Annotated in this window: 22 protein-coding genes; 9 read left to right on the top strand and 13 right to left on the bottom strand. The window is 61.8% G+C overall.

All coding sequences use genetic code 11. The annotated features are described in order from the left end of the window. Nucleotides 1-3: 3 nt before the first annotated feature. From FJ964_RS27160 to FJ964_RS27120, 9 genes are all read right to left on the bottom strand, one after another. Nucleotides 4-189 (bottom strand): hypothetical protein, encoded by a 186-nt coding sequence (locus FJ964_RS27160; RefSeq protein WP_140497402.1) that lies wholly within the window; start codon nt 187-189, stop codon nt 4-6. A gap of 137 nt (nt 190-326) precedes the next feature. Continuing rightward, a complete protein-coding gene (locus FJ964_RS27155; protein ID WP_140553455.1) occupies nt 327-1,367 on the bottom strand; it encodes a UDP-glucuronic acid decarboxylase family protein in 1,041 nt (346 codons plus the stop codon). 23 nt (nt 1,368-1,390) lie between these two features. Continuing rightward, nucleotides 1,391-2,494 carry a glycosyltransferase gene (locus FJ964_RS27150; RefSeq protein ID WP_140553453.1) on the bottom strand — a complete coding sequence of 368 codons (1,104 nt, stop codon included), beginning with the start codon at nt 2,492-2,494 and terminating at the stop codon, nt 1,391-1,393. Continuing rightward, nucleotides 2,494-3,585, bottom strand: a complete 1,092-nt coding sequence (locus FJ964_RS27145) for a glycosyltransferase (RefSeq protein ID WP_140553451.1) — start codon at nt 3,583-3,585, stop codon at nt 2,494-2,496. The genes FJ964_RS27150 and FJ964_RS27145 overlap by 1 nt, the downstream gene beginning before the upstream one ends. After that, nucleotides 3,582-4,712, bottom strand: coding sequence for a glycosyltransferase (locus FJ964_RS27140; RefSeq protein ID WP_140553449.1), 1,131 nt, complete (start codon nt 4,710-4,712; stop codon nt 3,582-3,584). Before FJ964_RS27140 ends, FJ964_RS27145 begins: the two co-directional genes overlap by 4 nt. Nucleotides 4,713-4,714: 2 nt before the next feature. Continuing rightward, nucleotides 4,715-5,815, bottom strand: a complete 1,101-nt coding sequence (locus FJ964_RS27135; RefSeq protein ID WP_140553448.1) for a glycosyltransferase family 4 protein — start codon at nt 5,813-5,815, stop codon at nt 4,715-4,717. Continuing rightward, entirely contained in the window at nt 5,800-7,092 is a 1,293-nt protein-coding gene (locus FJ964_RS27130) for a TIGR04295 family B12-binding domain-containing radical SAM protein (protein WP_140553446.1), read from the bottom strand. Before FJ964_RS27130 ends, FJ964_RS27135 begins: the two co-directional genes overlap by 16 nt. Further along, nucleotides 7,089-8,168 carry an NAD-dependent epimerase/dehydratase family protein gene (locus FJ964_RS27125; RefSeq protein WP_140553444.1) on the bottom strand — a complete coding sequence of 360 codons (1,080 nt, stop codon included), beginning with the start codon at nt 8,166-8,168 and terminating at the stop codon, nt 7,089-7,091. The genes FJ964_RS27130 and FJ964_RS27125 overlap by 4 nt, the downstream gene beginning before the upstream one ends. Beyond that, a complete protein-coding gene (locus FJ964_RS27120; RefSeq protein WP_140553442.1) occupies nt 8,165-9,271 on the bottom strand; it encodes an SDR family NAD(P)-dependent oxidoreductase in 1,107 nt (368 codons plus the stop codon). The genes FJ964_RS27125 and FJ964_RS27120 overlap by 4 nt, the downstream gene beginning before the upstream one ends. Before the next feature lie 212 nt (nt 9,272-9,483). Between FJ964_RS27120 and FJ964_RS27115 the strand changes: the two genes are divergently transcribed. After that, nucleotides 9,484-9,756, top strand: a complete 273-nt coding sequence (locus tag FJ964_RS27115) for a hypothetical protein (RefSeq protein ID WP_140553441.1) — start codon at nt 9,484-9,486, stop codon at nt 9,754-9,756. A gap of 45 nt (nt 9,757-9,801) precedes the next feature. Here FJ964_RS27115 and FJ964_RS27110 read toward each other — a convergent pair whose 3' ends face one another. After that, nucleotides 9,802-10,500 (bottom strand): response regulator, encoded by a 699-nt coding sequence (locus FJ964_RS27110; RefSeq protein ID WP_224713391.1) that lies wholly within the window; start codon nt 10,498-10,500, stop codon nt 9,802-9,804. Between the two features lie 185 nt (nt 10,501-10,685). Between FJ964_RS27110 and FJ964_RS27105 the strand changes: the two genes are divergently transcribed. Together FJ964_RS27105 and FJ964_RS27100 are read left to right on the top strand one after the other, a co-directional pair. Beyond that, nucleotides 10,686-13,793 carry a CheR family methyltransferase gene (locus FJ964_RS27105; RefSeq protein ID WP_140553440.1) on the top strand — a complete coding sequence of 1,036 codons (3,108 nt, stop codon included), beginning with the start codon at nt 10,686-10,688 and terminating at the stop codon, nt 13,791-13,793. Further along, complete coding sequence (locus tag FJ964_RS27100) at nt 13,790-14,161, top strand: response regulator (RefSeq protein ID WP_140553438.1); 372 nt, start codon at nt 13,790-13,792, stop codon at nt 14,159-14,161. The genes FJ964_RS27105 and FJ964_RS27100 overlap by 4 nt, the downstream gene beginning before the upstream one ends. A 404-nt stretch (nt 14,162-14,565) precedes the next feature. Here FJ964_RS27100 and FJ964_RS27095 read toward each other — a convergent pair whose 3' ends face one another. From FJ964_RS27095 to FJ964_RS27075, 3 genes are all read right to left on the bottom strand, one after another. Then, entirely contained in the window at nt 14,566-15,744 is a 1,179-nt protein-coding gene (locus FJ964_RS27095; RefSeq protein ID WP_140553436.1) for a zinc-dependent alcohol dehydrogenase, read from the bottom strand. An 80-nt stretch (nt 15,745-15,824) separates the two neighbouring features. Next, nucleotides 15,825-16,610 (bottom strand): SDR family NAD(P)-dependent oxidoreductase, encoded by a 786-nt coding sequence (locus FJ964_RS27090; RefSeq protein WP_140553435.1) that lies wholly within the window; start codon nt 16,608-16,610, stop codon nt 15,825-15,827. A gap of 806 nt (nt 16,611-17,416) precedes the next feature. After that, entirely contained in the window at nt 17,417-19,750 is a 2,334-nt protein-coding gene (locus FJ964_RS27075; protein WP_140553433.1) for an FdhF/YdeP family oxidoreductase, read from the bottom strand. Between the two features lie 83 nt (nt 19,751-19,833). Here FJ964_RS27075 and FJ964_RS27070 point away from each other — a divergent pair, with 83 nt between their 5' ends. From FJ964_RS27070 to FJ964_RS27045, 6 genes are all read left to right on the top strand, one after another. Further along, a complete protein-coding gene (locus tag FJ964_RS27070; protein WP_224713392.1) occupies nt 19,834-20,148 on the top strand; it encodes a hypothetical protein in 315 nt (104 codons plus the stop codon). A 34-nt stretch (nt 20,149-20,182) separates the two neighbouring features. Beyond that, nucleotides 20,183-20,785: a diguanylate cyclase gene (locus FJ964_RS27065; protein WP_140553431.1), complete on the top strand. Its 603-nt coding sequence runs from the start codon at nt 20,183-20,185 to the stop codon at nt 20,783-20,785. A 137-nt stretch (nt 20,786-20,922) separates the two neighbouring features. After that, nucleotides 20,923-21,153, top strand: coding sequence for a hypothetical protein (locus FJ964_RS27060; RefSeq protein WP_140553430.1), 231 nt, complete (start codon nt 20,923-20,925; stop codon nt 21,151-21,153). Between the two features lie 401 nt (nt 21,154-21,554). Beyond that, entirely contained in the window at nt 21,555-22,016 is a 462-nt protein-coding gene (locus FJ964_RS27055; protein WP_140553428.1) for a hypothetical protein, read from the top strand. Further along, a complete protein-coding gene (locus FJ964_RS27050) occupies nt 22,013-23,233 on the top strand; it encodes an Nramp family divalent metal transporter (protein ID WP_140553427.1) in 1,221 nt (406 codons plus the stop codon). Before FJ964_RS27055 ends, FJ964_RS27050 begins: the two co-directional genes overlap by 4 nt. Then, nucleotides 23,233-23,592, top strand: coding sequence for a hypothetical protein (locus tag FJ964_RS27045; protein WP_140553425.1), 360 nt, complete (start codon nt 23,233-23,235; stop codon nt 23,590-23,592). Before FJ964_RS27050 ends, FJ964_RS27045 begins: the two co-directional genes overlap by 1 nt.

Here is a 23,592-nt window from a genome sequence, read left to right as displayed (position 1 = left end):
CGATCAGTCCAGTCTCCGCAGCATGTCCGCTTCGCGTTCGAGAATGGTGGCCACTTCCTCGCGCTGCAGATGCGTCATCATCAGACTGACGCAGCACTCGAGATAGGTGATGGAGGCCCGTCGCAGAAAGGCAGCCGTCTCTCTTTCCGCAATCTGCTCGATATCCTTTGCGGATCGTTTGGGTTGCACAGGTCCATACTCCATAGCGGGGTCTCATCGTCAAACCCCGAGCTTGCCAGGATGTTCCGGGCAATCCGCAAAAGTGCGGCAGGAGGCATGACCGTGCTTGAGCGGTCATGCCGGGAGCACGTGGCTGCGGCCTGGCTTCAGGCCGGAAGGTTTTGCAACCTGCCCGATCTTGCGTTTGTCGCAATAGCTGTCATCCGGCCGTCGATCCCGCTGGTTTCGAGATTGGAGAAGTATCCGATCGTCTGCATCAGCCCTTGCCTGAGCGGCACTTTCGGCGTCCAGCCGAGCAGCGCCTTTGCACGCGAGATGTCGGGCTGCCTGCGGCGCGGATCGTCTTGCGGCAAGGGCAGGAATTTCAGATCCGACTTGGTTCCGGTCATGTCCCTCACCATGGATGCCAACCGCATGATGGTGAATTCTCCGGGATTGCCCAGGTTGACGGGTTTTCCGGGATTGGGATCGAGATCCATCAGGCGCATCATACCGTCGATCAGGTCGGAGACGTAGCAGAAGGACCTTGTCTGCAACCCATCGCCGAATATCGTCATCGAGCGCTTCTCAAGCGCCTGGATGATCAGGTTCGAGACGATGCGGCCGTCGGCAGGATCCATCCTGGGACCGTAGGTATTGAAGATGCGGGCCACGCGAATATCGGCTTTTGCCGCTCTCAGATAATCGAAGCAAAGCGTTTCGGCGGTGCGCTTGCCTTCATCGTAGCAGGCGCGCGGGCCAGTGAAATTCACATGGCCGACATAGTCTTCCCGTTGCGGATGTTCTTCGGGGTCGCCGTAAACTTCACTCGTCGACGCCTGCAGGAATCGCGCATTGTTGCGGGCGGCGAGTTCGAGCAGGTTGAGCGTTCCGACGACGCAGGTGCGCGTGGTGTGTATCGGATCGGCCTGGTAGCGCGGCGGCGAAGCAGCGCATGCCAGGTTGAAAATGCGATCGACCGGCTCGCCGAGGTTCAGTGGTCGGCAGATATCCTGCTCGATCAGCCGGAAGCGCGGCTGGTCCATGATCGAGACGATGTTGTCCATGCGGCCGGTAAGGAAATTGTCGACGCAGATCACACGCCAGCCGTTGCGGAACAACGTTTCGCAAAGATGCGAGCCGAGGAAACCCGCGCCGCCGGCGACAAGCACTGTCTTCGCCCTTCGCGCTTTTCTTGTTTGCCGCATCGCTGTTTTCTCCTGTCTTTCAGTCATGCTGCGGTTCCGATATCGAGATCGACCATCGCTGCTCTCGATGCTGTCAGCAGCGACACGAATTCGCGGGCCCTGGCCGCGCCGGTATGTGCTCCCAGGACGAGTTCGCGCGCCCGGTCGGCCATGGCGAGCCGGGCGCGCTCGGATTCCCTGAGCAGGATATCGACGATGTCATCCCCCTTGTCGGCCGTGTGGATCGTCGAAGAAGGAAAGAAGCTGTCGAGACCTGGCCAACGATCGCTGATAATCGGCGTACCGCAAGCGGCCGCTTCGAAAAGGCGCACGCTGGGGGACCATCCGGCGGCGATCATCGATCTGCGCGTGACGTTGAGCGTGTAGCGCTGGCGGCTATAGAAAGCGGCATGATCGGCCGGCGGCAAATGTTCGATGCGTTCGACATTTTCGGGCCAGACAATGTCGGGCGGATATTGCGAGCCGGCGACGACAAAACGGCGGTCCGGCATGCGCCGTGCGGGCTCGAGCAACAGCGCGTTCAGCGCTGTCTGCCGGTCCGTGCTATAAGTGCCGATATAACCGAGATCCCAGCCGACCGGGTCGGCGGTTCGATGATGCCGTTCCGGGTCGACCGCACAGTAGAGTGGCTCGGCGCGGCGCGCGCCGAAATCCTCCGCCAGTCGGCCAAGCGTCGGCCCGCCGGTGAAGGAGAAATAGACATCGAAATACGGAATCTGGCGCCGACAAAGATAGTCGCATTCATCCGTCGAAAGTTTTGCCAGGGTGACCGGCGTGTCGATGTCATAAAAGCAGAGCGCCCCCTTGCAGAGCGCCGCGACAATGTCGATGACCGCGCGCCCCTCCGGAACGAAGGACCCAACGACCACGACATCGGCCTGTTGCAGGCATCGCGCGCAGTCCTGTTGCAACTCTCGGGTGGTTTCGTAATAGCGCAGGGCGCAGAAATCGGGATCGCGCAAATCGCGATGATTGGCGTACCACGGCACGTTACGCTCAAGGAATGTCACGCGATGGCCGAGTTCGTGCAGGCCTTTCAGCAGTCCTCTAAAGGTCGTGGCGTGGCCGTTGCCCCAGGACGAGGAGAGGGACAGGCCGAGAAAGACGATATTGAGCCGCTTGGTCATCACGCCGCCTCCTCGGTCCCGCGTTCGAAGTGCCGCCTCAGGACCGCGTCGGTGACGGCCGCTCTCATAGCGTAGGTATGTTCACCGCGGACGCGGCGCAGTGCGGACGCGCCGATCGCCTTTGCCCGGTTGGGGGTCAAGGCGCGCATGATTTCGGCGACATCGCCGCCGTCGCGCGCGATCAGGATCTCCTCGCCGGGTTTCAGGAACAGTTCGACCCCCAGCCACGCATCCGTGATGAGGCAGGCACCGGCGCCCGCCGCCTCGAAAACGCGGGTGGCGGGCGAAAAGCCGTTTGCGGCCATGCTGTCGCGGCTGATGTTCAACACCGCCTTGGGCGTGACATTGAAGGCGTTGTGGTCGCGGGTGCCAACGTGGCCGAGCCAACTGACATTGGCGGGAAGCGGCTTGTCGCCCCAGCCCGATCCGCCAAGCAGGAAACGCTGCTGCTGCAAGCGGCTGGCGGGATCGAGGAAAAACGCCTCGACGCGCGCCTCACGGTCCGGCAGCCGGTTTCCGAGGAAAGCGAGATCGCAAGCAAAACGCGCCTGACTGGCGACTGGATGATGCGTTTCAGGATCGAGCCCATTGTAGATCGGCACGCATTCCTTCGCTCCCATGGCACGATAGGCCCAGACCACGGGGTCGCCGCCGCCATAGGTCAACACAAGATCGATTTGCCGCAGCGCGGCATGCAGCGGATGGTCCGGTTCGTCGCGCAATTGGCCGAGCGTCGCTGGAGCATCCACGTCCCAGAACACGACGAGCGCGTCAGGACGCGCGTGATCGAGCACGGCGCGCAGCAGCGCCTCATCCTCGAAACCGACGCCGCTCGCCTTGACGACGATATCCGCCTCGGCGGCGCACGCCGCCACCTGCATCAGCGCGTGCCGGGTCGCCTCGTACACGACGACGGCGCACCAGTCCGGCGCCTCGATGTCGCGATTATTCCGGCGGTCATAGACGTCAGGTTCATAGAAGGTGATTTCGTAGCCGAGTTGGGAAAGCGCCTTGAGCAACCCACGGTAATAAGTCGCGGCGCCGTTCCAGTAGGACGACAACAGGCTCGATCCATAAAAAGCGATCTTCATTCAGCAGCTTCCTTTGCGGCGGTCGGATTGGTGATGTGTTGAGGTCCGCATTCGGCGAGCACGCCGAACAACTCGTCCACGCGGTGCCGACATGTGTGCCGCAGGCGGATGGTCTCGAGACCAGACGCCGCCAAGGAGCCAGCGAAATCCGCGTCGCCGAGTACAGCCCGGAGGTGTCGCCGCATCTGGGAGCCATTGTCCGCAAACAGGAAATCGACGCCTGGTCTGAACAGTTGCTCGGTGTCGGACCACGGCGCCGAAATCAGCGGAATGCCGCAGGCGAGTGCCTCGAACACGCGGATGGTCGGAATGCCGGGCAGGCCTTCCCGATAGGGGCGGCGCGGAACATGCACCGTGACACGATGCGCTGCGAACGCCTTCGGCACGTCGGCATTGGCGATCCAACCTTCATGGCGCAGGCCGGCGGCTGCGAGATCGGCGAGCGCCTGCCTGGGGTAGCGCACGCCATGGACGGTGGCCTCGAGGCGGAGTTCGTGCACCGGCTCGATCAGAAATTCCTTGAGTTCTGCGGTACGCTCGTCGTCGCCCCAGTTTCCAATCCAGATCAGGTCTGACGCAGGGCGAATCTCCGGGTGCGGTCTGAACAGGCGGTCGTCAGCCGCCTCGTGCCAGGTGAAGACGCGTTTGCCCCACCCGGCGCGCAGGTAGCTCTCGCGCAGGGCTTCGCCAAAGGCGAGGACGCCGTCGTAATGCTCCAACTGGAGCGCCGAGATCGCCTCGGTCGCCGACACGGCGCGGTGGTGGGTGTCGTGAAACAGGAGAATGAAGTTGCCGCCGCTCGCCCTGGCGCGGCCAATGCGCGCGATGAGATCCGGATCAGTCCATTCATGGACGACCACCACGTCCGCATCGGCGATCCAGGCCTCGTGGTCAAAGCCGGCATCGTAAGTCACCGGCATCAGCTCGGGGAAATCGTTCCTGAAGCGCTCTATGGCGAAGGAGCCCTTCTCGGCCAGTAGATTCGAGCGGCTCCAGCCGTCCGCCGGCTCGAGCGCGATCGCCTGATGCTGGCGCGCGACCAGCTCCCGCATGATGCCGCGCAGGAAATGTGCGTTGCCATGGTTCCAGTCGGAAACGACCGAATGGGTATAGAACAGAAAGCGCATGATCAGCGCTCCGCCATCGCTAAGGCCGCTTTGTCGTAGACGTCGCGCATGGCCGCTGCCTGCCTCGCCAACGAAAACCTGCGGCTCCGGCGCAGGGCTGCCCGGCCGAGCTCCCGTCTGTGCTGCGCATCGGCGGAGAGACGGTTTATGCAGGCGGCGAGATCATCCGGGTCGCGCGGGTCGTAGAATAACGCGGCCCCGCCCCATAACTCGCGGTGGGTGGCTATGTCGGATAGAACGAGCGGCGTCGCCGACATGGCCGCTTCGAGCGCCGCCAGGCCGAACGGCTCGTAAAGCGATGACGACACGAAGATGCCGGCGCGCGCCATCAGGGCGCGCATCTCATCATGCGGTAGCGCTCCCAGAGCGACGGCATGGCTGAAGCCGGCGCGCTGGCCGTCCGGACCTTGCGTGGAACCGGCTGCAAAGACGGGCCATTGCGTCATCGACGCGGCCTGGTCGATCACCGTGGCATTCTTGGCTTCATCCCACCAGCGGGCGGCGGCGAAGACGAGCGGTTGACGCTTTTCGGGTTTCGCTATCGGGCGGGCGCCGTTGGCGACGACGTTGAGACGCGCGATCGGCCCATAGCAGGTTTCGAGCATGCCGGCGTGGCTGTGGCTCGGCGCGATGACGGCGTCGGCCCTTTCGAAGCCGCGCCTGTTGCGCTGCTTCTGCCAGTCCCATGCGCTGTCCACCGCCTGTCCCTTGACGGCATGGAACCATGTGACCACGCAGGAGTGGGAGACCACCACGACGGGGCAGGGCGCATCGAGCCCCACTGCCTGCGTCGGCGCATTGAGATGAACAAGGTCGACGGCGTGGTCACGAATGGGCCCATGCAACTCCCCCGGCAACGCATCAAGGTCGCTGGCATTGCGGGTCATCCAATCCGGTGGCGTGGTCAGCCAGGTCAGCGTCGCGAAAGACTGTGCTTCTTCGGCCTGTTGCCTGGACGGCTCCGGACCAAGACCGGCGAGCAAAACGCTGCCTCCGCCATCGACGAATTCCCGGGCCAGATCAAGCGTGTACCGCCACACGCCGCCCACGGCATCGACCGTCATCAAGATGCGCCGCGAACGCGGGGTCAGTGTCCGCAACATGTCGCCTCCAGCTCCGCCAGCGGACGCGGGCGCTTCTCCTGAATGTCGCTGAATTTTTGGAACGATGCGAGATAGTGCTCATGCGCGCGCTCCCAGGCGATGTCGTCGGGCTCGCCCCAAAGCTCGCGATAGCTGGGCGAACTCGGATAGGGATAGAGCGGTACCGGCTCATTAGCCCATACGCCGTTGTCTATCAGGTGGTTTCGCCAGTGGTCGACCAGGGCAGGGTCGTCTTCGATCACGCCGATCAGGTTGGCCTGGACGAAGGGAACATGGCGTCTCGCGTCGACGAGCAGCGCGGCGAGTTCCTCCGTGCCCAGCCGGCAGCGCTTGGCCAGCATGGCCCGGCCCTCTACCGTCAGGCTTTCGAGGCCCGCTTCGATGGACACGCAGCCTGCCGCGCCAAGCAATTCCAGCAGCTCGGGCTTCCACAGGTCGATGCGGGTCTGTACGCCGAACTTCACCTCGCGGTCGATCAGTGCCTCCAGCAAGGCTTTCTGCGGCAGGAAGATCTCGTCGATGAAGTAGATGTAGCCGACACCTTGGGCGATCAGCCGGTCTATTTCCGTCACGACCGCCTCGTGATGTCGGCGGCGATAAGCATCGCGGAAATCCATCTTGGCGCAGAAGCTGCAATTGTAAGGGCAGCCGCGCGACGCCTCGACCTCCGCGCCGAACCCCACCTGCTGGTCGTCGAACCTGTGATGATGGTGCGCGTGCGCGGCTATCCAGTCCGATGGCCATTCGAGCGGCGGATGGTCGATGAACGAACTGGCGTGGACGCCGCCGTTAGAGACCAGCCTTGCTCCGCTGATGTGGGCCGTGGACGGCACCACGCTCCAATCGTCGCACCGTGCAAGGTCGGCGACAACCTCCTCGCATTCGCCGCGCACGACGATGTCAACGCGGAGCTTGCGCAGAGTTGGCGCCGGTGTCGCCGAGCCATGCGGCCCGACCGCTACGGTGCGCCCACCTCGCCCGGCAAGGCGGTTGAGAAAGTCGGCCGGCACGCGCAGCTCCGGCGGCGCGCAACGCCAGAACAGATAGGTCGGCGCGGTGCTGACGACCGTCATTGCCGGGGCGAACTCGGCAACCCGTTCGGAAAGGCTGGAATTGTCAAGCTTCTGAAGCTGTCCGTCCAGCATCAGCACCTCATGTCCGGCCCGTTCGAGCAAGGCTTTCGAGTAGCCGAACTCCAGGGGCAGATGCGGTTGGCGGCAGCCGAAATAGATGCTGTCGTCATAGGTCCAGAACGGGTTGACCAATGCGATTTTCATGCGACGTACCTCACGGCTTCGGCTTGGGGTTCGAGCCGGTGACGGTGCAACCAATCGGCGAGGTCGCGGACGCCTTCGCGCCATGAAACACGCGCCGTCCAGCCAAGCGTGGTTTTCATCTTCCTGGTATCGGCGACGAAGAAGGGCTGGTCGCCCGTCCGCTCGGCCTCATAGCGGACCGACAGTGCTCGTTCCGTCAGGCTGCCGATCTCATCCAACAGCATGCGCAGGCTGAGCGCATTTTCCGGTCCGCCGCCGAGATTGAACGCCTGGCCCGCGATCGTCTCGATCCGGTCGAGCACGGCCCTGTAGGCCGCAACCGCATCGGAGACGTGCAGGATGTCGCGCACCTGCCTGCCGTTGCCGTAAATGGTTATCGGCCGCCCCGAAAGCGCGCAGATCAGGAAATGCGCAACCCAGCCCTGGTCCTCCGTTCCAAACTGGCGCGGGCCATAGATACAGCTCATCCGCAGGACCGCAGTCGGCAAGCCATAGGACTTGGCGTAATCGAGCACGTACTGGTCCGCCGCGCCTTTGGAGCAGCCATAGGGCGTGCAGAAGTCCAGGCTGCGGCCCTCGCCGATGCCCTCAGCACGGATTGCAGGGTCGCAAGGCACGCACCGCTCGCCTTCCTGGCGAACCGCGATGTCGGGAAGGCTGCCGTAGACCTTGTTGGTGCTGGCGAAGATCACGGGGACGCACTCGCCGCTTTGTCGCGCCGCCTCCAGGACGTTGAAAGTTCCCCGAAGGTTGATGTCGAAATCCTCGCCCGGCCGAACCAGGCTGGTGGTGACGGCGGTCTGCGCGGCCAGATGGAATATCGCTTTCGACCCCCTCAGGGCTGAAGCCAAGGCGTTGGCGTCGCGCACATCGATGGTTTCCACCTTGAGGCGGCTTCCGTGCTTGTGCGACAACCATTCGAGGTTCTGTTCGACACCCGCACGACTGAGATTGTCGATCACCAGCACCGGCTCGCCATCTGATAAAAGGCTGTCGGCGAGATTGGACCCGATGAAGCCGCTGCCGCCGATGACGGCGACAGGTGCCTCGCGACGGTTGCGCCTACCCGGCTTCATGACACCAGCCCGCGTTCTTCGAGCTCGCGTTTCATGTCGGCGCCGCGATCGATGGCAATCGTGTTGCGCACCCAGGAAACGAAGTCGCCGAGCGAATTCTCCAATTGCCGCCCCGGCTCGAAGCCGAGCAGTTCACGCGCCTTGGAAATGTCGGCGAAGCAGTTGCGAATATCGCCGGAACGCGCTTTGCCGAGCAGCTCGGGCGAGCGGTCCGGCGTTCCCATGGCCTTGGCCAAAAGGCGCGCGACATCGCGGATAGCATAGGCCCGGCCGCTTCCGATGTTGATGACGTGACCTTTCGCCTGGCGTTGCTCCAGCGCCAGGCGAAAGGCGCGGGCGACGTCACGCACATGAACGAAGTCGCGCTTCTGCTGGCCATCCTCGAAGATCATCGGCCGCTTGCCGTTGGCGAGACGCGAGGCGAAGTTGGCCAACACGCCGGTATAGGGATTTGAAAGCGCCTGCCCGGCGCCGAAGACGTTGAACAGGCGCAGTGCCACAGCGTCGACACCATAGGCCTCGCCGAAGATCAGCACGGCGCGTTCCTGGGCATATTTCGTCAATGCATAGATGGAGGCGAGATCGACCGGCTTTTCTTCGTCTGTCGGCAACGGCGAGAGAGGTTCACCGTCCGCAGACATGGGATTCCACTGTCCGCTTTTGAGATCGTTTGCCTTGCGCCGGGCGTTGCCGATGCGCCGGCCGTCGGGCGTGGCGTAAAGACCTTCGCCGTAGACGCTCATCGAGGAGGCGACGACGATCCGCTCGACCGGGTGCTTGATCAACGCTTCCAGCAGCGTGGCGGTGCCGAGATCGTTGGCGCCGACATAGCGGGCGATCTCGTACATGGATTGGCCGACGCCGACTTCCGCGGCCAGGTGAACCACCCCGTCGATGCCGTCCAGTGCCTTGGTGACGGCCTCGCGATCGCGCACATCGGCCTTGATCAGTTCGGCTCCCGCGGGAAGGTTGACCGCTTCACCCGCATGGACCTGATCCAGCAGTGCATCGAGGATGCAAACCGAATAACCGTGCTCGGCGAATTCTTTTGCGACGTGGCGACCAATGAAACCACAGCCCCCTGTGACCAGTATACGTTTCACGACAACTCCTCGGACTGGTGACCTCGGCGTCCCGAACTTCTCCGCAAAAGCTTTGTTCCCTGCGCATCAACAAAGTTCTCCTGGCCGGCACACAGCAGCCGCATCGCACCGGCACCACCGGTGCTGGAACATTGCCTGCCGTGTGCTGTTAGGACGCTCAACAATTGCCGCGGTGCGTGCGCGGCGAGAGAGCAGGCCGAAAGGAGATTTCGATGTCGCAATCGCAGACGACCACCAATCACGAGGAGATTCGCAAATGGGCCGAGGAGCGGAACGGCCGGCCGGTAGTGGTGCGAACCAAGGGCGAGGGCGGCATCCTGCGGATCGATTTCGGCGAGCCCGAGGAGGCATTCGAACCAGTCGAATGGGATGAGTTCTTTCGGATATTTGATGAGAACCATCTGGCTTTTCTTTACCAGGCCAACACCGGCGGCGGGCAAACCAGCCGTTTCAACAAGTTCGTCGAGCGTGACCAAAAGGGCTGACCGAGGGCCCGGCCGGCGATCAATCGGAAAACCTGGTTCGTCGGCTCAGTTCAGAAGCCTTGCGCCGCTGGACCTTGCCAAATCGCGCATGATGGCGTTAAGCCAGTCTTCGGTGGACTGGCCGATCCGCCTTTGGTCGATGTCACGGATCGCCCGCTCGAGCGTCCTTTCGACAAGCCGGTCGGAGGCTTCCACATCCCCCAGCAACAGACGTGCCGCAAGCCTGAGTTTGGGCAGGAGCGAAAACACGTCGTCCGGCGAACTTGGCACAAAGCCGCTCGCCGCAGCCGGGTTTTGCGGCGGGAAAAGAGCATTGAATACAGCCCCGCTGCCCGAGGATTTTCGCAGGTTGCTGGCATGCCGGAGATGTTCGGGAATGGCGATATCGCTGTCGCCGCTGAAAAACACGAACGGCACGCCGCGGCGCATCAGTTCGTCCGCGATCGGAAAGACCCTTCGCCCGTTGAGATTGACGTCGAGGATGGCAGCCTCGGCCGATTCAGTGTGCAATGATGCTTGTTCGACCGTCGCTGCCGGTCCCAGAATGATCGCACCCATATTGCTGAAATAACGGGCGAGATCTCCGGCTACCATCCATTCGTCTTCGACGATCAGAAGATGCACCCCTTGCAGATCGCGCACCTCGTCATCCTTTCTCGACCAGTACCTGGTGGAAACAGTCTCCTTCGCCGAGCCTGCTGGCGTTTCGGCACGAGCCCGGCCGAAATCGTCAAGCAATTCCACGCCGCTGACTCCATGTGCGTCGGGAGCTTTGTTTCAGATGGACGTTTGGTCATTGAACACGTGAACTGCAAATTCAACGCCATCCGTCGCGACTTGTTCCGTATCTCCGCCGCGCCTATGCTTACCTGCTGTCCAGCCTGCTTCATAAGTGATTTCGCACACAGGTGCCGAAAGGGGAACTTCCAGTGACAGCCCAGTCGAAAAGATTTCCCATCGTTGGCGTCGGCGCGTCCGCCGGCGGAATTCCGGCGATGGAAGGGCTGTTCAAGGGTATGGCCGATCAGCCCGGCATGGCGTTCGTCGTCATCACTCATCTCAGCCCTAAGCGAGAGAGCCTGTTGCATGAGGTCGTCGGCCGCTACACCGAAATGCCGGTCGAAGTCGCGGCGGATGGCATGATCGTTCAACCGAACCACGTCTATGTCATGCCGCAGAACGTGACCCTGACCATCGACAAGGGAATGCTGCGCCTGCGCCGGCCCAACGGGTTCAGCCAGGAACGCAAACCCATAGACATCTTCTTCAGCGCATTAGCCGAAGACCAGGGCGAACATGCCGTCGGCGTCATCCTGTCGGGCGGAGATTCCGATGGAACCTTGGGCGCCAAGGCGATCAAGGAGCGTGGGGGGCTCACCGTCGCGCAGATCTCCGACGGCTACGGCCCGCGCAACCCCGATATGCCGCAGAGCGCCATCACCAGCGGACTTATCGATATAGCCGCGCCCGCCGAGGAGATCGGCACGAAGCTGGAAGCCTTCGCCCGCGGCTTCGACGCGTTAAATGGGTTGGCGGAGGAGGATAGCGTCCGAACGGCAGGTATGGAAAAGGTTCTGTCCCAGATCTACGGCATCCTGCGCAGCCACTCAGGCCATGATTTCTCGGGCTACAAGACCAAGACGTTCCTGCGACGCATCAAGCGGCGCATGCAGATCGCACAGATGCAATCCATTGGCGCATACGTCGAATGGCTGCAAAAGGACCCTCGCGAGGTGATGAACCTTTTTCGCGACCTGCTGATCAACGTCACCAACTTCTTTCGCGATCCCGAGGCTTTCGAACTGCTCGAGCGAAAGATCGTACCGCAACTCTTCGAAGGCAAGACCGCCAACGACATCGTCAGGGTGTGGATTCCCGGCTGCGCCACAGGCGAGGAAGTGTTCTCCATCGGTATCCTGCTGCGCGAGCATGCGGATAAGCTCCCTGTCGTTCCGCGAATCCAGATATTCGCGACCGACATCGACGAACCGGCGCTGGCGGTGGCGCGGGCAGGGCGCTATCCCGAAGCCTTGCTGCAAGGGCTTTCCCCCGAACGCCGCCAGCGGTTTTTCAATGGCGACGGCGACACCTATGTCATCAGCAACGAAATACGGGAGCTGTGCATCTTTTCGCCGCACAGCGTAGTTCGCGACCCGCCTTTCTCACGCATGGACCTGGTGTCGTGCCGTAACCTGCTGATCTATTTCGGCCCTGCCATTCAGAACCGGGTCATCCCTATTTTCCATTACGCCCTGAAGCCCGGCGGTTACCTTTTTCTCGGCACCTCGGAGAGCGTCGGACAGAACGACAATCTGTTTGCCACCGTCGACAAGAAACATCGTATCTTCCAGGCGCGGGAGCATGCCTCGCCGCATGTCAGGCTGCCCGCCCTGATCGGCGATAGCCATTCGGGCGCATTCCCGTCCGAGAGCACCGGCTTGAGGAAGGGAGCCGCCGGTTATCCGCTGCGCCAGGCGGTCGAGGCGCAGGTGCTGGAGCGCTTCGCCCCCCCGCATGTGCTGGTCAACGCCGAAGGCGATGTCGTCTACTACTCAGCTCGCACCGGAAAATATCTCGAGGCGCCGCAAGGCATTCCCAGCCGGCAATTGTTGACAATGGCACGCCGCGGGCTGCGGCTCGACCTGCGCGCCGCACTGCGGGAGGCGACGTCGACGCGCCGGACCGTCGTGCGGGAAAATCTCACGGTCGAGGAGGATGATGAGCGGATCCAGCCGATCAAGCTCACCATCGAGCCGCTGGCGGAACGCGACAATGGCGAGCCGCTCTATCTCGTCCTGTTCGAACCGTCGGGACCTACGCAGATCCGCACAGACGAAGGCGGCAGCCATGACACCGACAGCACCGCCGATCTCGAGCGGGAACTGCGCGATACGAGGGAGCGTCTGCAATCGACGATCGAGGAATATGAGACCGCACTGGAAGAGGTGAAGTCCTCCAATGAGGAACTCGTCTCCGTCAACGAGGAAGCGCAATCGACCAATGAAGAACTTGAGGCCTCGAAGGAGGAAATGCAGTCGCTCAATGAGGAACTGAACACCATCAATGCCGAGTTGACGAACAAGATCGAGGAACTCGATCACGCCAACAGCGATCTGCGCAACCTGTTCGAAAGCACCGAAATCGCGACCATTTTCCTCGATCGCAATCTGGTGGTGCGGACCTTCACGCCTGCGGCTTCGTCCTTCTTCAGTCTGCGTCCCTCCGACGTCGGCCGGCCGCTGACGGACCTGTCGAGCCAGCTCGACTATCCCGAGTTGAAGCAGCATATCGCCGAGGTGTTCGAGACCGGCGAGACCCTGAACCACCACCTCGCGCGCGACAGCGCCGGGCGGTTTCACATGGTCCATATCAATCCCTACCGGGACAAGAGCAACCGGGTTCAGGGTGTAGTCGTGACACTGGTCGACGTCACCATCCTGGCTCAGGCGGAAGAGCATCAGCAGGTTCTCATCTCTGAGCTCAACCACCGGGTCAAGAACATGCTGGCGGTGATCGTCAGCATTGCGAGCCGCACGCGGGAGAAATCCGTGTCGAAGGATGAATTCGCGGAGGCCTTGATCGGACGCTTGCATGCGATGTCGCGGGCGTATGGATTGTTGAGCCGGAAAAGCTGGAAGGAAGCTTCGGTCAGCGAACTGCTTCACCAGGAACTCGAACCGTTTGGCATTGAACGGTTCGAACTGAACGGCCAGGAGATAGAACTTGGACCGCAACAGGGTCTTTCCCTCAGCATGGCCGTCCACGAACTGGCCACCAACGCGGCCAAATATGGCGCTCTTTCCAAACCTCGTGGCAAGGTGGTGGTGATGTGGTCGATCGCTGACGACATGTTCACGTTTGCCTGGCGCGAGAAGGATGGTCCCCCTGTCAAGGAACCCGTCGGCAGCGGCTTCGGCCTCACGCTGCTGCAGGGAGAGATCGGCTACAGGCTTGGCGGCCATGTTGAAACCGCTTTTCGCAAGGAAGGCCTCAACGTTCAGATCGCATTTCCCGTTAACGGGAAGGAGGAGTCGTGAACGACGGACCGCGCGTCCTGGTCGTCGAGGACGAATGGCTGATCGCGGAAGACACCGCGTTAGTCCTGCGTAGCGCCGGTTACCAGGTGGTCGGTCCCGCGCCTTCGGTCGCCGCGGCGCTTCGTCTCGTCGGCTCGGACAAGATCGACATGGCGTTGCTGGACATCCAGTTGAACGGTGAAACGAGCCTGCCCCTCGCGGAGATATTGCAGGCGCAGGGTGTTCCCTTCGCCCTCATGACGGGATTTGGCGCGCGCGACTTACCGGCATCCTTTCGCGACTGCAAATTCGTGCCCAAGCCGGCGACTGAAGCAACCATCCTGGCTGCGCTGGCCGATCTGGGGTCGCTGCCCGACGTTTCGCGTTGACGGTTACTCCAATGGCGCCGCAGGATCAGTCCAAGGGCTTGTCCGTCGGTCGCGGAGTCGTGCTGGCCTGGCGGGGGCGACCGGAATTTCGATTGGCTGCGGGATTGTCCAGGGGAGGAGCTGAAGGGCGAGATCCTCCGGCAGTCTTCGGCGTCGGCGATTTCGCCCCTGCGTCCGTATCACCGGCGTCTCGCCTCGGGTGTGGCAAACCATCGGTGTTCGGAGACCGAATAACGGGTTTCGAGCGAGAATTCTCGTTAGCCATGGTGGCGCCCTTCTTCTGAATCGACCTCAGCGGGTCAATCGCCGACACAGCAGAAGGTTCCGAACTGCCAATGTCGATCGGGCGGGCGTCCAACGGATGCCGGGAATGAGATAGCTCTTGCCTCTGGAACCGCGACATCTCAACTATGCGGCCGCATAACCACCTTGATGCAACCATCCTGCTTGTCGCGGAAGGTCTTGTAGAGGTCCGGCCCGGCTTCGAGCTCGGCTCTGTGGGTGATGACGAAGGACGGGTCGATCTCGCCATTCTGGACCTTGGCCAGAAGTGGTTCGAGATAGCGCTGGGTATGGGTTTGGCCCATTCGAAAGGTCAGCCCCTTGTTCATCGCGGCGCCGAACGGGATGTGATCGACCAGGCCGATGTAGACGCCGGGAACCGAGATGGTGCCGCCCTTGCGGCAGCAATAGATCGCCTCTCGCAGCACATGCGGCCGATCGGTGCCGAGATAGACGGCGGCCTTCACCTTGTCGAGCATGGCGTCGGCGCTCGCGCCGGGGTCGGATTCAGTGCCGACGCAGTCGATGCAGCGATCCGGGCCGCGGCCGTCGGTCATCGCCATCAGTGCGTCGTAGATATTGGAATTGCTGAAGTCGAGCGTCTCGGCTTTGCCGTGTTCACGCGCCATGGCCAGCCGCTCCGGCACCTTGTCGATGGCGATGACACGGCCGGCGCCGAGCATCCACGCGCTCTGGATGGCGAATTGGCCAACCGGGCCGCAACCCCATATCGCGACCGTATCGCCCGGCTCGATGCCGGCGTTCTCTGCCGCCATGTAGCCGGTCGGGAAGATGTCGGAGAGAAACAGCACCTGTTCATCTTCCATTCCCTCCGGCACCTTGATCGGACCGACATCGGCGAACGGAACCCGCAGATATTCCGCTTGTCCGCCCCAATAGCCGCCGACAAGATGCGAATATCCGAAAAGGCCGGCCGGCGATTGCCCCATCGCTTCGGCGGCCTGTTTTGCGTTGGGATTCGAGCGGTCGCAAAGCGAAAACAGCCCGTTCTGGCAAAACCAGCACTCGCCGCAGGAAATGTTGAACGGCACCACCACCCGGTCACCCTTCTTGAACTTCGAATGGCCCTGACCAACCTCCACCACTTCGCCCATCGTCTCGTGGCCAAGCACGTCGCCCGATTTCATCGTCGGCATGTAACCGTTCATCAGGTGGAGGTCGGAGCCGCATATGGCGCAGCAGGTAACCTTGATGATCACGTCGCGGTCATCCTCGATGACGGGATCGGCCACTTGGTCGCAGCGTATGTCGCCTTTGCCGTGCCATGTAAGGGCTTTCACGATGTTGCTCCTGAGTTTGGAGGGCGCGTTTCATCGGTGAAACGCGCGTTTCTCGTGCGTGGCGCCGAAGATGCCGCCGATCAGTCCTGGGACGCCGAGCCCGGCGCCGCCATCTCGCGGTGCTGTTCGGCCAGCGTACCTGCTGGCGTGACATGCGCAGCGGCGACCTGCAGCTTGTTCTTCCAGCCGCTGACCACCTGTTCTTCGCCAGTCATCATTGCTTCGTAGCCGGCCTTGGCAACGTCGGCCGGATTGTCCTTCTCGTCGGTGCCGACCTTGGTGTCCATCATCTCGGCGCGTTCGAAGAAGCGTGTCTGCGTGGCGCCGGGCATCAACACGGTCACCGTGACGCCGGTGTCCTGCAATTCGTGACGCAAGGCGATCGCGAAGGAATCGATGAATGCCTTGGTGCCGTTGTAGACGGCTTGGAAAGTCCCGGGCATGAAACCGGCGATCGACCCGGTGAAAAGAATGCGCCCGCGCCCGCGGCGAGCCATCTTGGCGCCGAGTTCATGCGCCAGATACACCGTTCCGGTGATATTGGTGTCGATGATGCGCCGGATCTTCCTCCAGTCCTGGTCGACGAAGCCATTGCCGAGCCCGCGTCCAGCGTTGAGAAACAGCAGGTCGATGTCACGCTCGCCAATTCGGGAGATCAGCCGATCCACGCCTTCGACGGTCGCGAGATCGGCCTCGACGGCTTCGACTCCGATATTATGTGAGCCGAGTGCCTCGGCGGCCTGCTGGATTGCCGGTTCATCAGCCGCAACGACGAGATCGTAGCCGTCCTTCGCGCAGAGTTTCGCAAGTTCCTTGCCTATGCCGCTCGAGGCGCCGGTGACCACTGCGAGTTTTGCGTCCGCCATGATTTCCTCCGTCGTGCCGGCCGAACCAGCAGAGGAGATGATTGTTCCGTGGATCGGTATCGTCCGGTCGGCGCCTGCCGGGAGTCTGACTTCTGCTCCTGGCCGGGCGATGGATTTTCGGAATTCGGGCGGGAACAACCGGTTGGTCCCGCAGTTCGGCGCGTGCAGGAGGAACATGATGCAACATGCTGATAAGATCGCGCTCCGGCGTGTGAAAATGCTGGTCGAGCAATATGTGCTGACCAGGAGCAGGCGATATGATTTCGTGTCGACGGAGCTGGCTTGCAGGGCCATTCGTGAGGTGATGCGCAGCCCGATCGAAGATGCCGAACTGGATCGCATGTTGGCCAGAAGCGCGGCCAGGCAGGGGCTTTCGGTGCGATTCGACCGGATGGAAGCTTGGCAGGCTGCTTCGCCATCTCCCACCGAAGGAGTATCGATATGAGAGCCGTGTTGCTGATGCTGGCACTGGTCTGTCTGGCCGGGTGCAACAATCCCGATCCCGACAAATCCAAAGCGGATACGAACAGTCAGCCGGTCGACAAAAACCCCACAACCGACACGAACCCCACCCCACAAACCACCACCGGCGGAGATCAGCAAGGCACCCAACCGGCCCAGCCGGCATCCCCTAAGCCGGCTGGCGGCTAGCTACCGGCCTGGCCCACCAGACTGGGACCGCCATAGAGCAGTTCATCGTCTGCGGAAACGGCTAACCACTCTATGTTGTTGTTTTTGCGCAATTCCTAGGGGAAAGCGCACCGCGCTTTTCCCGGGAAAGCCGTACACACTTTTCCTGGGTTGCTTTAGTGGCGCGCCGAGCTTCTCGTTTTGGGTTCCCTGGCAACAATTCTGACGGGAACCGACTTTACGGCGGGGACGTGAGCCTTCTTGGCCCGGTGCCACAGAGGAACCAGGGGATTGAGTTCCGGATAATAACCGGCGCAGTTGCCTTCGGGCACGGAGTAGGGGGTGATGCGCAAACCTCGAACCCGCCGCTCCACGCCGTCATCGGCATGGGCCTCCAGATCAACTTCCTGCCCGGCGCTCAACCCGAAGCGCTGGATATCGGCCTCGTTCATCAACAGGACCATGCGTGTGCCGTGTATGCCGCGCAGTCTGTCATTGTACCCATAGACGGTGGTATTGAACTGGTCGTTGGAGCGCACCGTTATCAGCGTCAGCACATTGTGACCCGAAACATCGATGTCCGGGTCTGTTTCAAGCGTTGTCGGCAGCTTGAAATTGGCTTTCTTGTTCGGCGTCTCCCAGACCCGTTTCGACGCCTTGATATCGCGGTGAAAGCCTCCCGGCGTCAGGAACCGCTTGTTGAACTCACGAAAATGCTGCGGGTAGCAACGCTCGATCTCATCGCGGATAAGGGAATAATCGGCGACCCATTTATCCCACGGGATCGAACTCACCCCCGATACGGTGGCCTTGGCCAGTTCCGCCACGATCTTCGGTTCGGAAAGCAGATGCGGTGAAGCCGGGGGACGCGAACCGAAGGAGCCGTGGATACAGGCGGTGGAGTCCTCCATCGAAACGGTCTGGTCGCCGCTCGCCTGTTGGTCCCTTTCCAGCCGCGACAGGCAGGGCAGCAGATAGGTCACCGCCCCTGGCAGGAGATGGCTGCGGTTGAGCTTGGTGGCGACTTCGACATGCAGCCCAAGCCGACGCCATGCTTTCTCGATCAGGCCGGTTTCGGGAACGGCGCGAACGAAATTGCCGCCGAGTCCGATGAAGCCTTTCACCGAGCCTGCGATGACGCCCTCACAGGCCTCGACCGTGTCGAGACCCTTCTCGCGTGGCGGCTCGAAATCATAGAACCGGGCGAACTTGTCGAGCGGGACGAGCTCGGGTTTTTCGGATATGCCGACAGTGCGCTGGCCCTGGACATTGGAATGGCCGCGCAGCGGTGAAATGCCGGCGCCGGGCTTTCCCATGTTGCCGCGCATCAGCAGCAGATTGCATAGCATCTGGACGTTCTCGGTACCGTGCCGGTGCTGTGTCAAACCCATGCCGTAATTGCCTATCACCGCGTTGGAGCGGCTGTAGACCTCGGCAACATGTTCGAGATCCGCCTGCGCAATTCCCGAGCGCCTGACGATGTCCTCCCACCTGGCGGCCCGCAGGTAAGCTTCGAATTCGGCAAAACTATCCGTGTGCTCGGCAATGAAATCGACGTCGAGGACACGCGGATCCCCGTGTTCCCGTGCCGCGTCGTCTAGCGCCAGCACCGCCTTGGCGATGCCGGTCATAGCGGCGATATCGCCACCGCTGCGGACCTGGAAGAAGTCGCTGGACATCTTCGTGCCGGGGCCCGGCGACAGCATTTCAAGGGGATCTTGCGGATTCTTGAAGCGCTTCAGCCCCCTTTCCGGCAAGGGATTGAAGGTGAATACCGGCACCCCACGCTGGCGAGCCTCTTGCAGCGGATGCAGGAGCCGCGGCGCCGTCACCCCGGTGTTGTGGCCGAAGAAGAACATCATGTCGCACTGGGAGAAGTCTTCGAGCTGCACGGTTCCAACCGGCGAGCCGATCGATTCGGGCAGCCCGACCGAGGTCGATTCGTGGCACATGTTGGAAGAATCGGGCAGGTTCGATGAGCCGTAGATACGCGCAAAGAGCTGATACATGAACGAAGCCTCCAGCGAGGCCCGACCGGATGTGTAGAAGACGACCGATTTCGGATCGAGCCGCCGAAGCTCCATGCCGATCTCAAGGAATGCGTCATCCCAGGAAACCGGTTCATAGCGGTCGGTGACGGCATTGTAGCGCAGGGGATCCGTAAGCCTGCCCTGTTTTTCGAGGTCACGATCCGGCCAGTCGAGCAGTTCGGTGACCGAATGTCGTGCGAAGAAATCCGGCCCGCAACGCAGCTTCGTCTGATCCCACATGGTCGCCTTGGCGCCATTTTCGCAGAACTCGAAGGGCCGCGGATCGGCCGGCTTGGCCCATGAACAGGAAATGCACATGTAGCCATCGGCCTTGTTCTGCTTGAGCAGCGTGCTCCATATGCCCGACATCAGCAGGCCTTCGCCGTATGCCTTGCGGACCAATGACCTCAGGGATCCCCATCCGCCCGTGGGATGATTGTATTTTTTTGTCTCGATACGGTCGGTTACGGCAGGTTTCATCGAGATCGTCCTTGAAGAACCAATACCGAACCTCGCCCGTCACCGATTGTTCCCGCGGCTCCGTGCAGTGTTGGCGTCGAATCTTGCGTGTCGAAGCCGACGCGACCGAGGTGCGATCGCGGCTGGTTTTGGGAACTATTTTCGTGATCGGCTGTTCGGCTTGGGAAGGGAGCCTGGCAATGGTGCGACGCAATGCAGTGCTTTCGCTCGTGATAGCCGCCATCATCATCATTGGCTTTCTCATAGGCTTTCTCTACGCCGATATGGGCTGGAATACTTCGCCTCTGAAGCGGGCGCCTGAACAGAACCAGGGCGGTAACGCGCCGACGGATACTTCCCCAGCCGCGGGCGTCCGGAAAAATCCCCAGGAAAACACCGAAATGCCGGGGCAGCAATAGCCACCTCGAACGGGGCCACTCGTGAAAGGATGTCATGCTGTCAGACCCCACCGTGCTGATTTTGATGTATTTCCTGCTGCCAGTCTGGTTGGCCGCCGGATTTGCCGATTGGCTCTGCCATCGCGCCTCTCACATCGAATCGACGACAGGCGCCAAGGAATCCTTGATCCACCTTCTGATGTTCGCCGAGGTCGGAATACCTTTGCTGGCCGCCATGTTTCTTGACGTTAATGCCCTGATCATCCTCATCATGATCGTCACTTTCCTCATCCACGAGGCGACGGCGATGTGGGACGTCAGCTACGCCACCACGGCCCGCACCGTCACGCCGATCGAGCAGCACGTTCACAGCTTCCTGGAGATGATCCCGCTGATGGGGGTGGTCAGCGTCATTTCCCTCCACTGGGAACAGTTCCTTGCTCTGTTCGGGGCGGGAACGGAAACCGCGCGCTTCGAACTTGTCTGGAAATCGCAGCAACTGCCGGTGACCTACATTGTCTGCGTGATGGCCGTGATCCTGCTTTTCGAATTGCTTCCCTATCTGGAGGAATTCGTCAGGGGATTGCGGGCCAATGCCGGCAGGCTGATCCCGTCCAAAGCCAGGCGAGGGGATCCGGGACAGACGACATTGCGTTGACGCGATCGCCGGCAACCCCCTTCCCGCCGGCATCGGATATCCGGCCGCTCCGTAACGCCAGCGTCCTGTGCGGAACATTTCTGCCGGGCCGGCCATTGAGCATGAGGAAGCGGGCAGCAGCTATGGGGAGTGCGACGATGGGATTTCTATCCGACCTCGACAAGAAATTGACGGACAATGTCTACGAACATGGCAGCCAGCTTACCGATTCCGCCGCGGATCTCCCGCAGACGGTCGGCGAACTTGTCGAACGGCTGATGCCTTTCGTCCAACCTGAGGCGCGCGAGACGGTCAAGGCTCAGATCCTAGGCCTGATTCACGAGTACAGGGTCGAGCGGAGCGGGGCCGAGCAGGATCATCCAGACTGAACTACCCGTTCTGGTCTATCGCGTGAGGCGCGGGTTGGCTGCCGCCCCCGCTGCCCGATGTATCGTGCCCGAACCATATCCAAGCCGCGACAAGCACAATCACCACGATGGCTATCCAGGCAATGAGACGGGGCATTGAGGGGTCCTTTCCCTGCCAGTTGACCATTCTCGCGGCACGACGATCAGGGCGGAAGTCGAACTGCCCAGCCGTCTCCTCGTTAATCCGGCTATCGAGGCTTTGTTCCGCTGGAGCCGGTTCCTGCCGCGGCCGCTTGGCATCTGTCAGGGCCGACATGGCTTGCACTCCGTTGCTCGTTCGGTGGCCTCGGTTGACGGGCCGGGCGGGCGCGCTAGATCAAACTACGCCGAACATGGTTTCGTCGGTGGGGGAGGTCATTCGTGTGGCGGATCCAACGCCGGCTCTAATCCTTAGCGGCTATCGCCTTGGCCGCGACAGCGCGTGCCTGCTGTTGCTGATGGCCATGTCGACCGCATGCTCGTCGTCCGACCAGATCGAGCAGCAATCACGAACTGCCGCCTCCACGGCGCGGACCGTATCGATGACGCTTGATGCCTGGTCTGCGGGAGCGGCCCCCACCGCATACGTTTCTGGCACGCTGCAATCGGCCGGCACCACGCTGGCCGACATCGACGCCAAGATCAGATCGACCACATCGGCTGAGCCTGCCGAGCAAGCTGCGTTGGCGGCTGCGGTCAAGGATTTGTCGATCGCGGTTGACCGCGCCCGTGCGGGACTGCAAGCGGATCGCCGCCCGCAGGTGCAGGAGGCTCAAGAGGATATTCGGACGGCCACGCGGGTTCTGGCCGACGCGTACGCCCGATATTTCGCGCCGAAGGCATGAAGAAGCTCTTGGAAATATCGCTGGGCATCGTCACCAGTGTTGGCGGCTTCCTGGAAGTCGGATCAATGGCGACGGCGGCCCAGGCAGGTGCGGCCTTCGGGTTTCAGCTGATCTGGGCGGTCGTTCTCGGCACCATCTGCATCATCTTTCTGGTCGAGATGGCCGGCCGGTTTGCCGCCGTGAGCCATCACACGATCTCCGACGGGATCCGGGAAAGATTTGGCTTCAACGTTTCGCTGTGGCCTTTGCTTGCCGCCCTGTTGGTCAATTTCATGGTGCTGTCCGCCGAGATCGGTGGTGTTGCCATCGCGCTCGAGCTCGCCACCGGAATCGGCTTTCAATGGTGGGCTTTACCGGTGGCTTTGATGGCATGGTTGTTGCTGTGGAAAGGCACGTTCGGACTGATCGAGAAAGGCGTGTCGATGCTCGGCCTTGTGACGCTGTGCTTCGTGGTCGCAGCGGTGATGCTGAAGCCCGATTGGACAGCTGTCGCGTCCGGTGCGGTGCCCACGCTGCCGGCCCACGACGCGGCGAACTACTGGTTCATGGCGGTGAGCATTCTCGGCGCTTCGATATCGCCTTACCTGTTCATGTTCTATTCCTCGGGGGCGATCGAGGACCAGTGGGACAGAAGCTATCTCGGAACCAATCGGGCCATCGCCGGACTGGGCATGACCTTCGGCGGCGCCATTTCGATCGGCGTGTTGATAGTGGCCGCGCTCGTGCTTGCAACGCACGGCATCGATCAGGTCGACGACTATCATCAATTGCCGTTGATGTTGATTCCGATATTCGGCTTCTGGGGGTTCGTCCTGTTCGTTGCCTCACTCGGCATTGCCTGCTTCGGTGCCGCTCTCGAGGTTGGGCTGCAACAGGCTTATCTGGTGGCGCAAGTTTTCGGATGGAATTGGGGTGAAGACCTCAAGCCGCGCGACGATCCCGGCTTCAGCGCCGTCTACACGGTGTCACTGTTTCTGGCCGCCATCCCTATCATGCTTGGCCTCGATCCGCTGAAGCTCACTATTTTTTCCATGGCGCTGACCGCGGCCAGCCTGCCGTTGACGGTCGTTCCTTTCCTTTTTCTGCTGAACGACAAACGCTATGTCGGCGAGCACCGCAACGGTATCGTCTCGAATGCCGCGGTGATCTTTATCATCGCGCTCGGTTTCGTGCTCGCCGTGGTGACCATTCCCCTGCAGATATTCGGAGGCACGTGATGGATTTGCTGCGCGACATCCTGGACAAGCAGATCGTCGACCGCGAGCAGGTCAAGATCGGCAAGATCGACGGGCTGGTGGCCGAGTTGCGGCGGGGCAACCCGCCGAGGATCGTCGCGGTCGAGCTCGGCTCCGTCACCCTTGCGCGCCGCCTCGGGGAGCGGCCCGGGCGTTGGATGACGCGGCTTGCGGCAGCGTGGGGCGGTAAACGCCGTGGCAAGCCGCACCGGATCGCCTGGACCAAGGTTCAGGACATAGGCGTCGACATCCAGTTCGATATCGATGTGCGCGAGACGTCGATCTTCGCCTGGCAGGACTGGCTGCGCGACCATATCATCGGGCGCATTCCGGGAGCTTGA

It is taken from the genome of Mesorhizobium sp. B2-3-2, from assembly GCF_006442295.1.
Taxonomy (GTDB): Bacteria; Pseudomonadota; Alphaproteobacteria; order Rhizobiales; family Rhizobiaceae; genus Mesorhizobium.
This window is presented reverse-complemented; position numbering and strand designations above follow the sequence as displayed.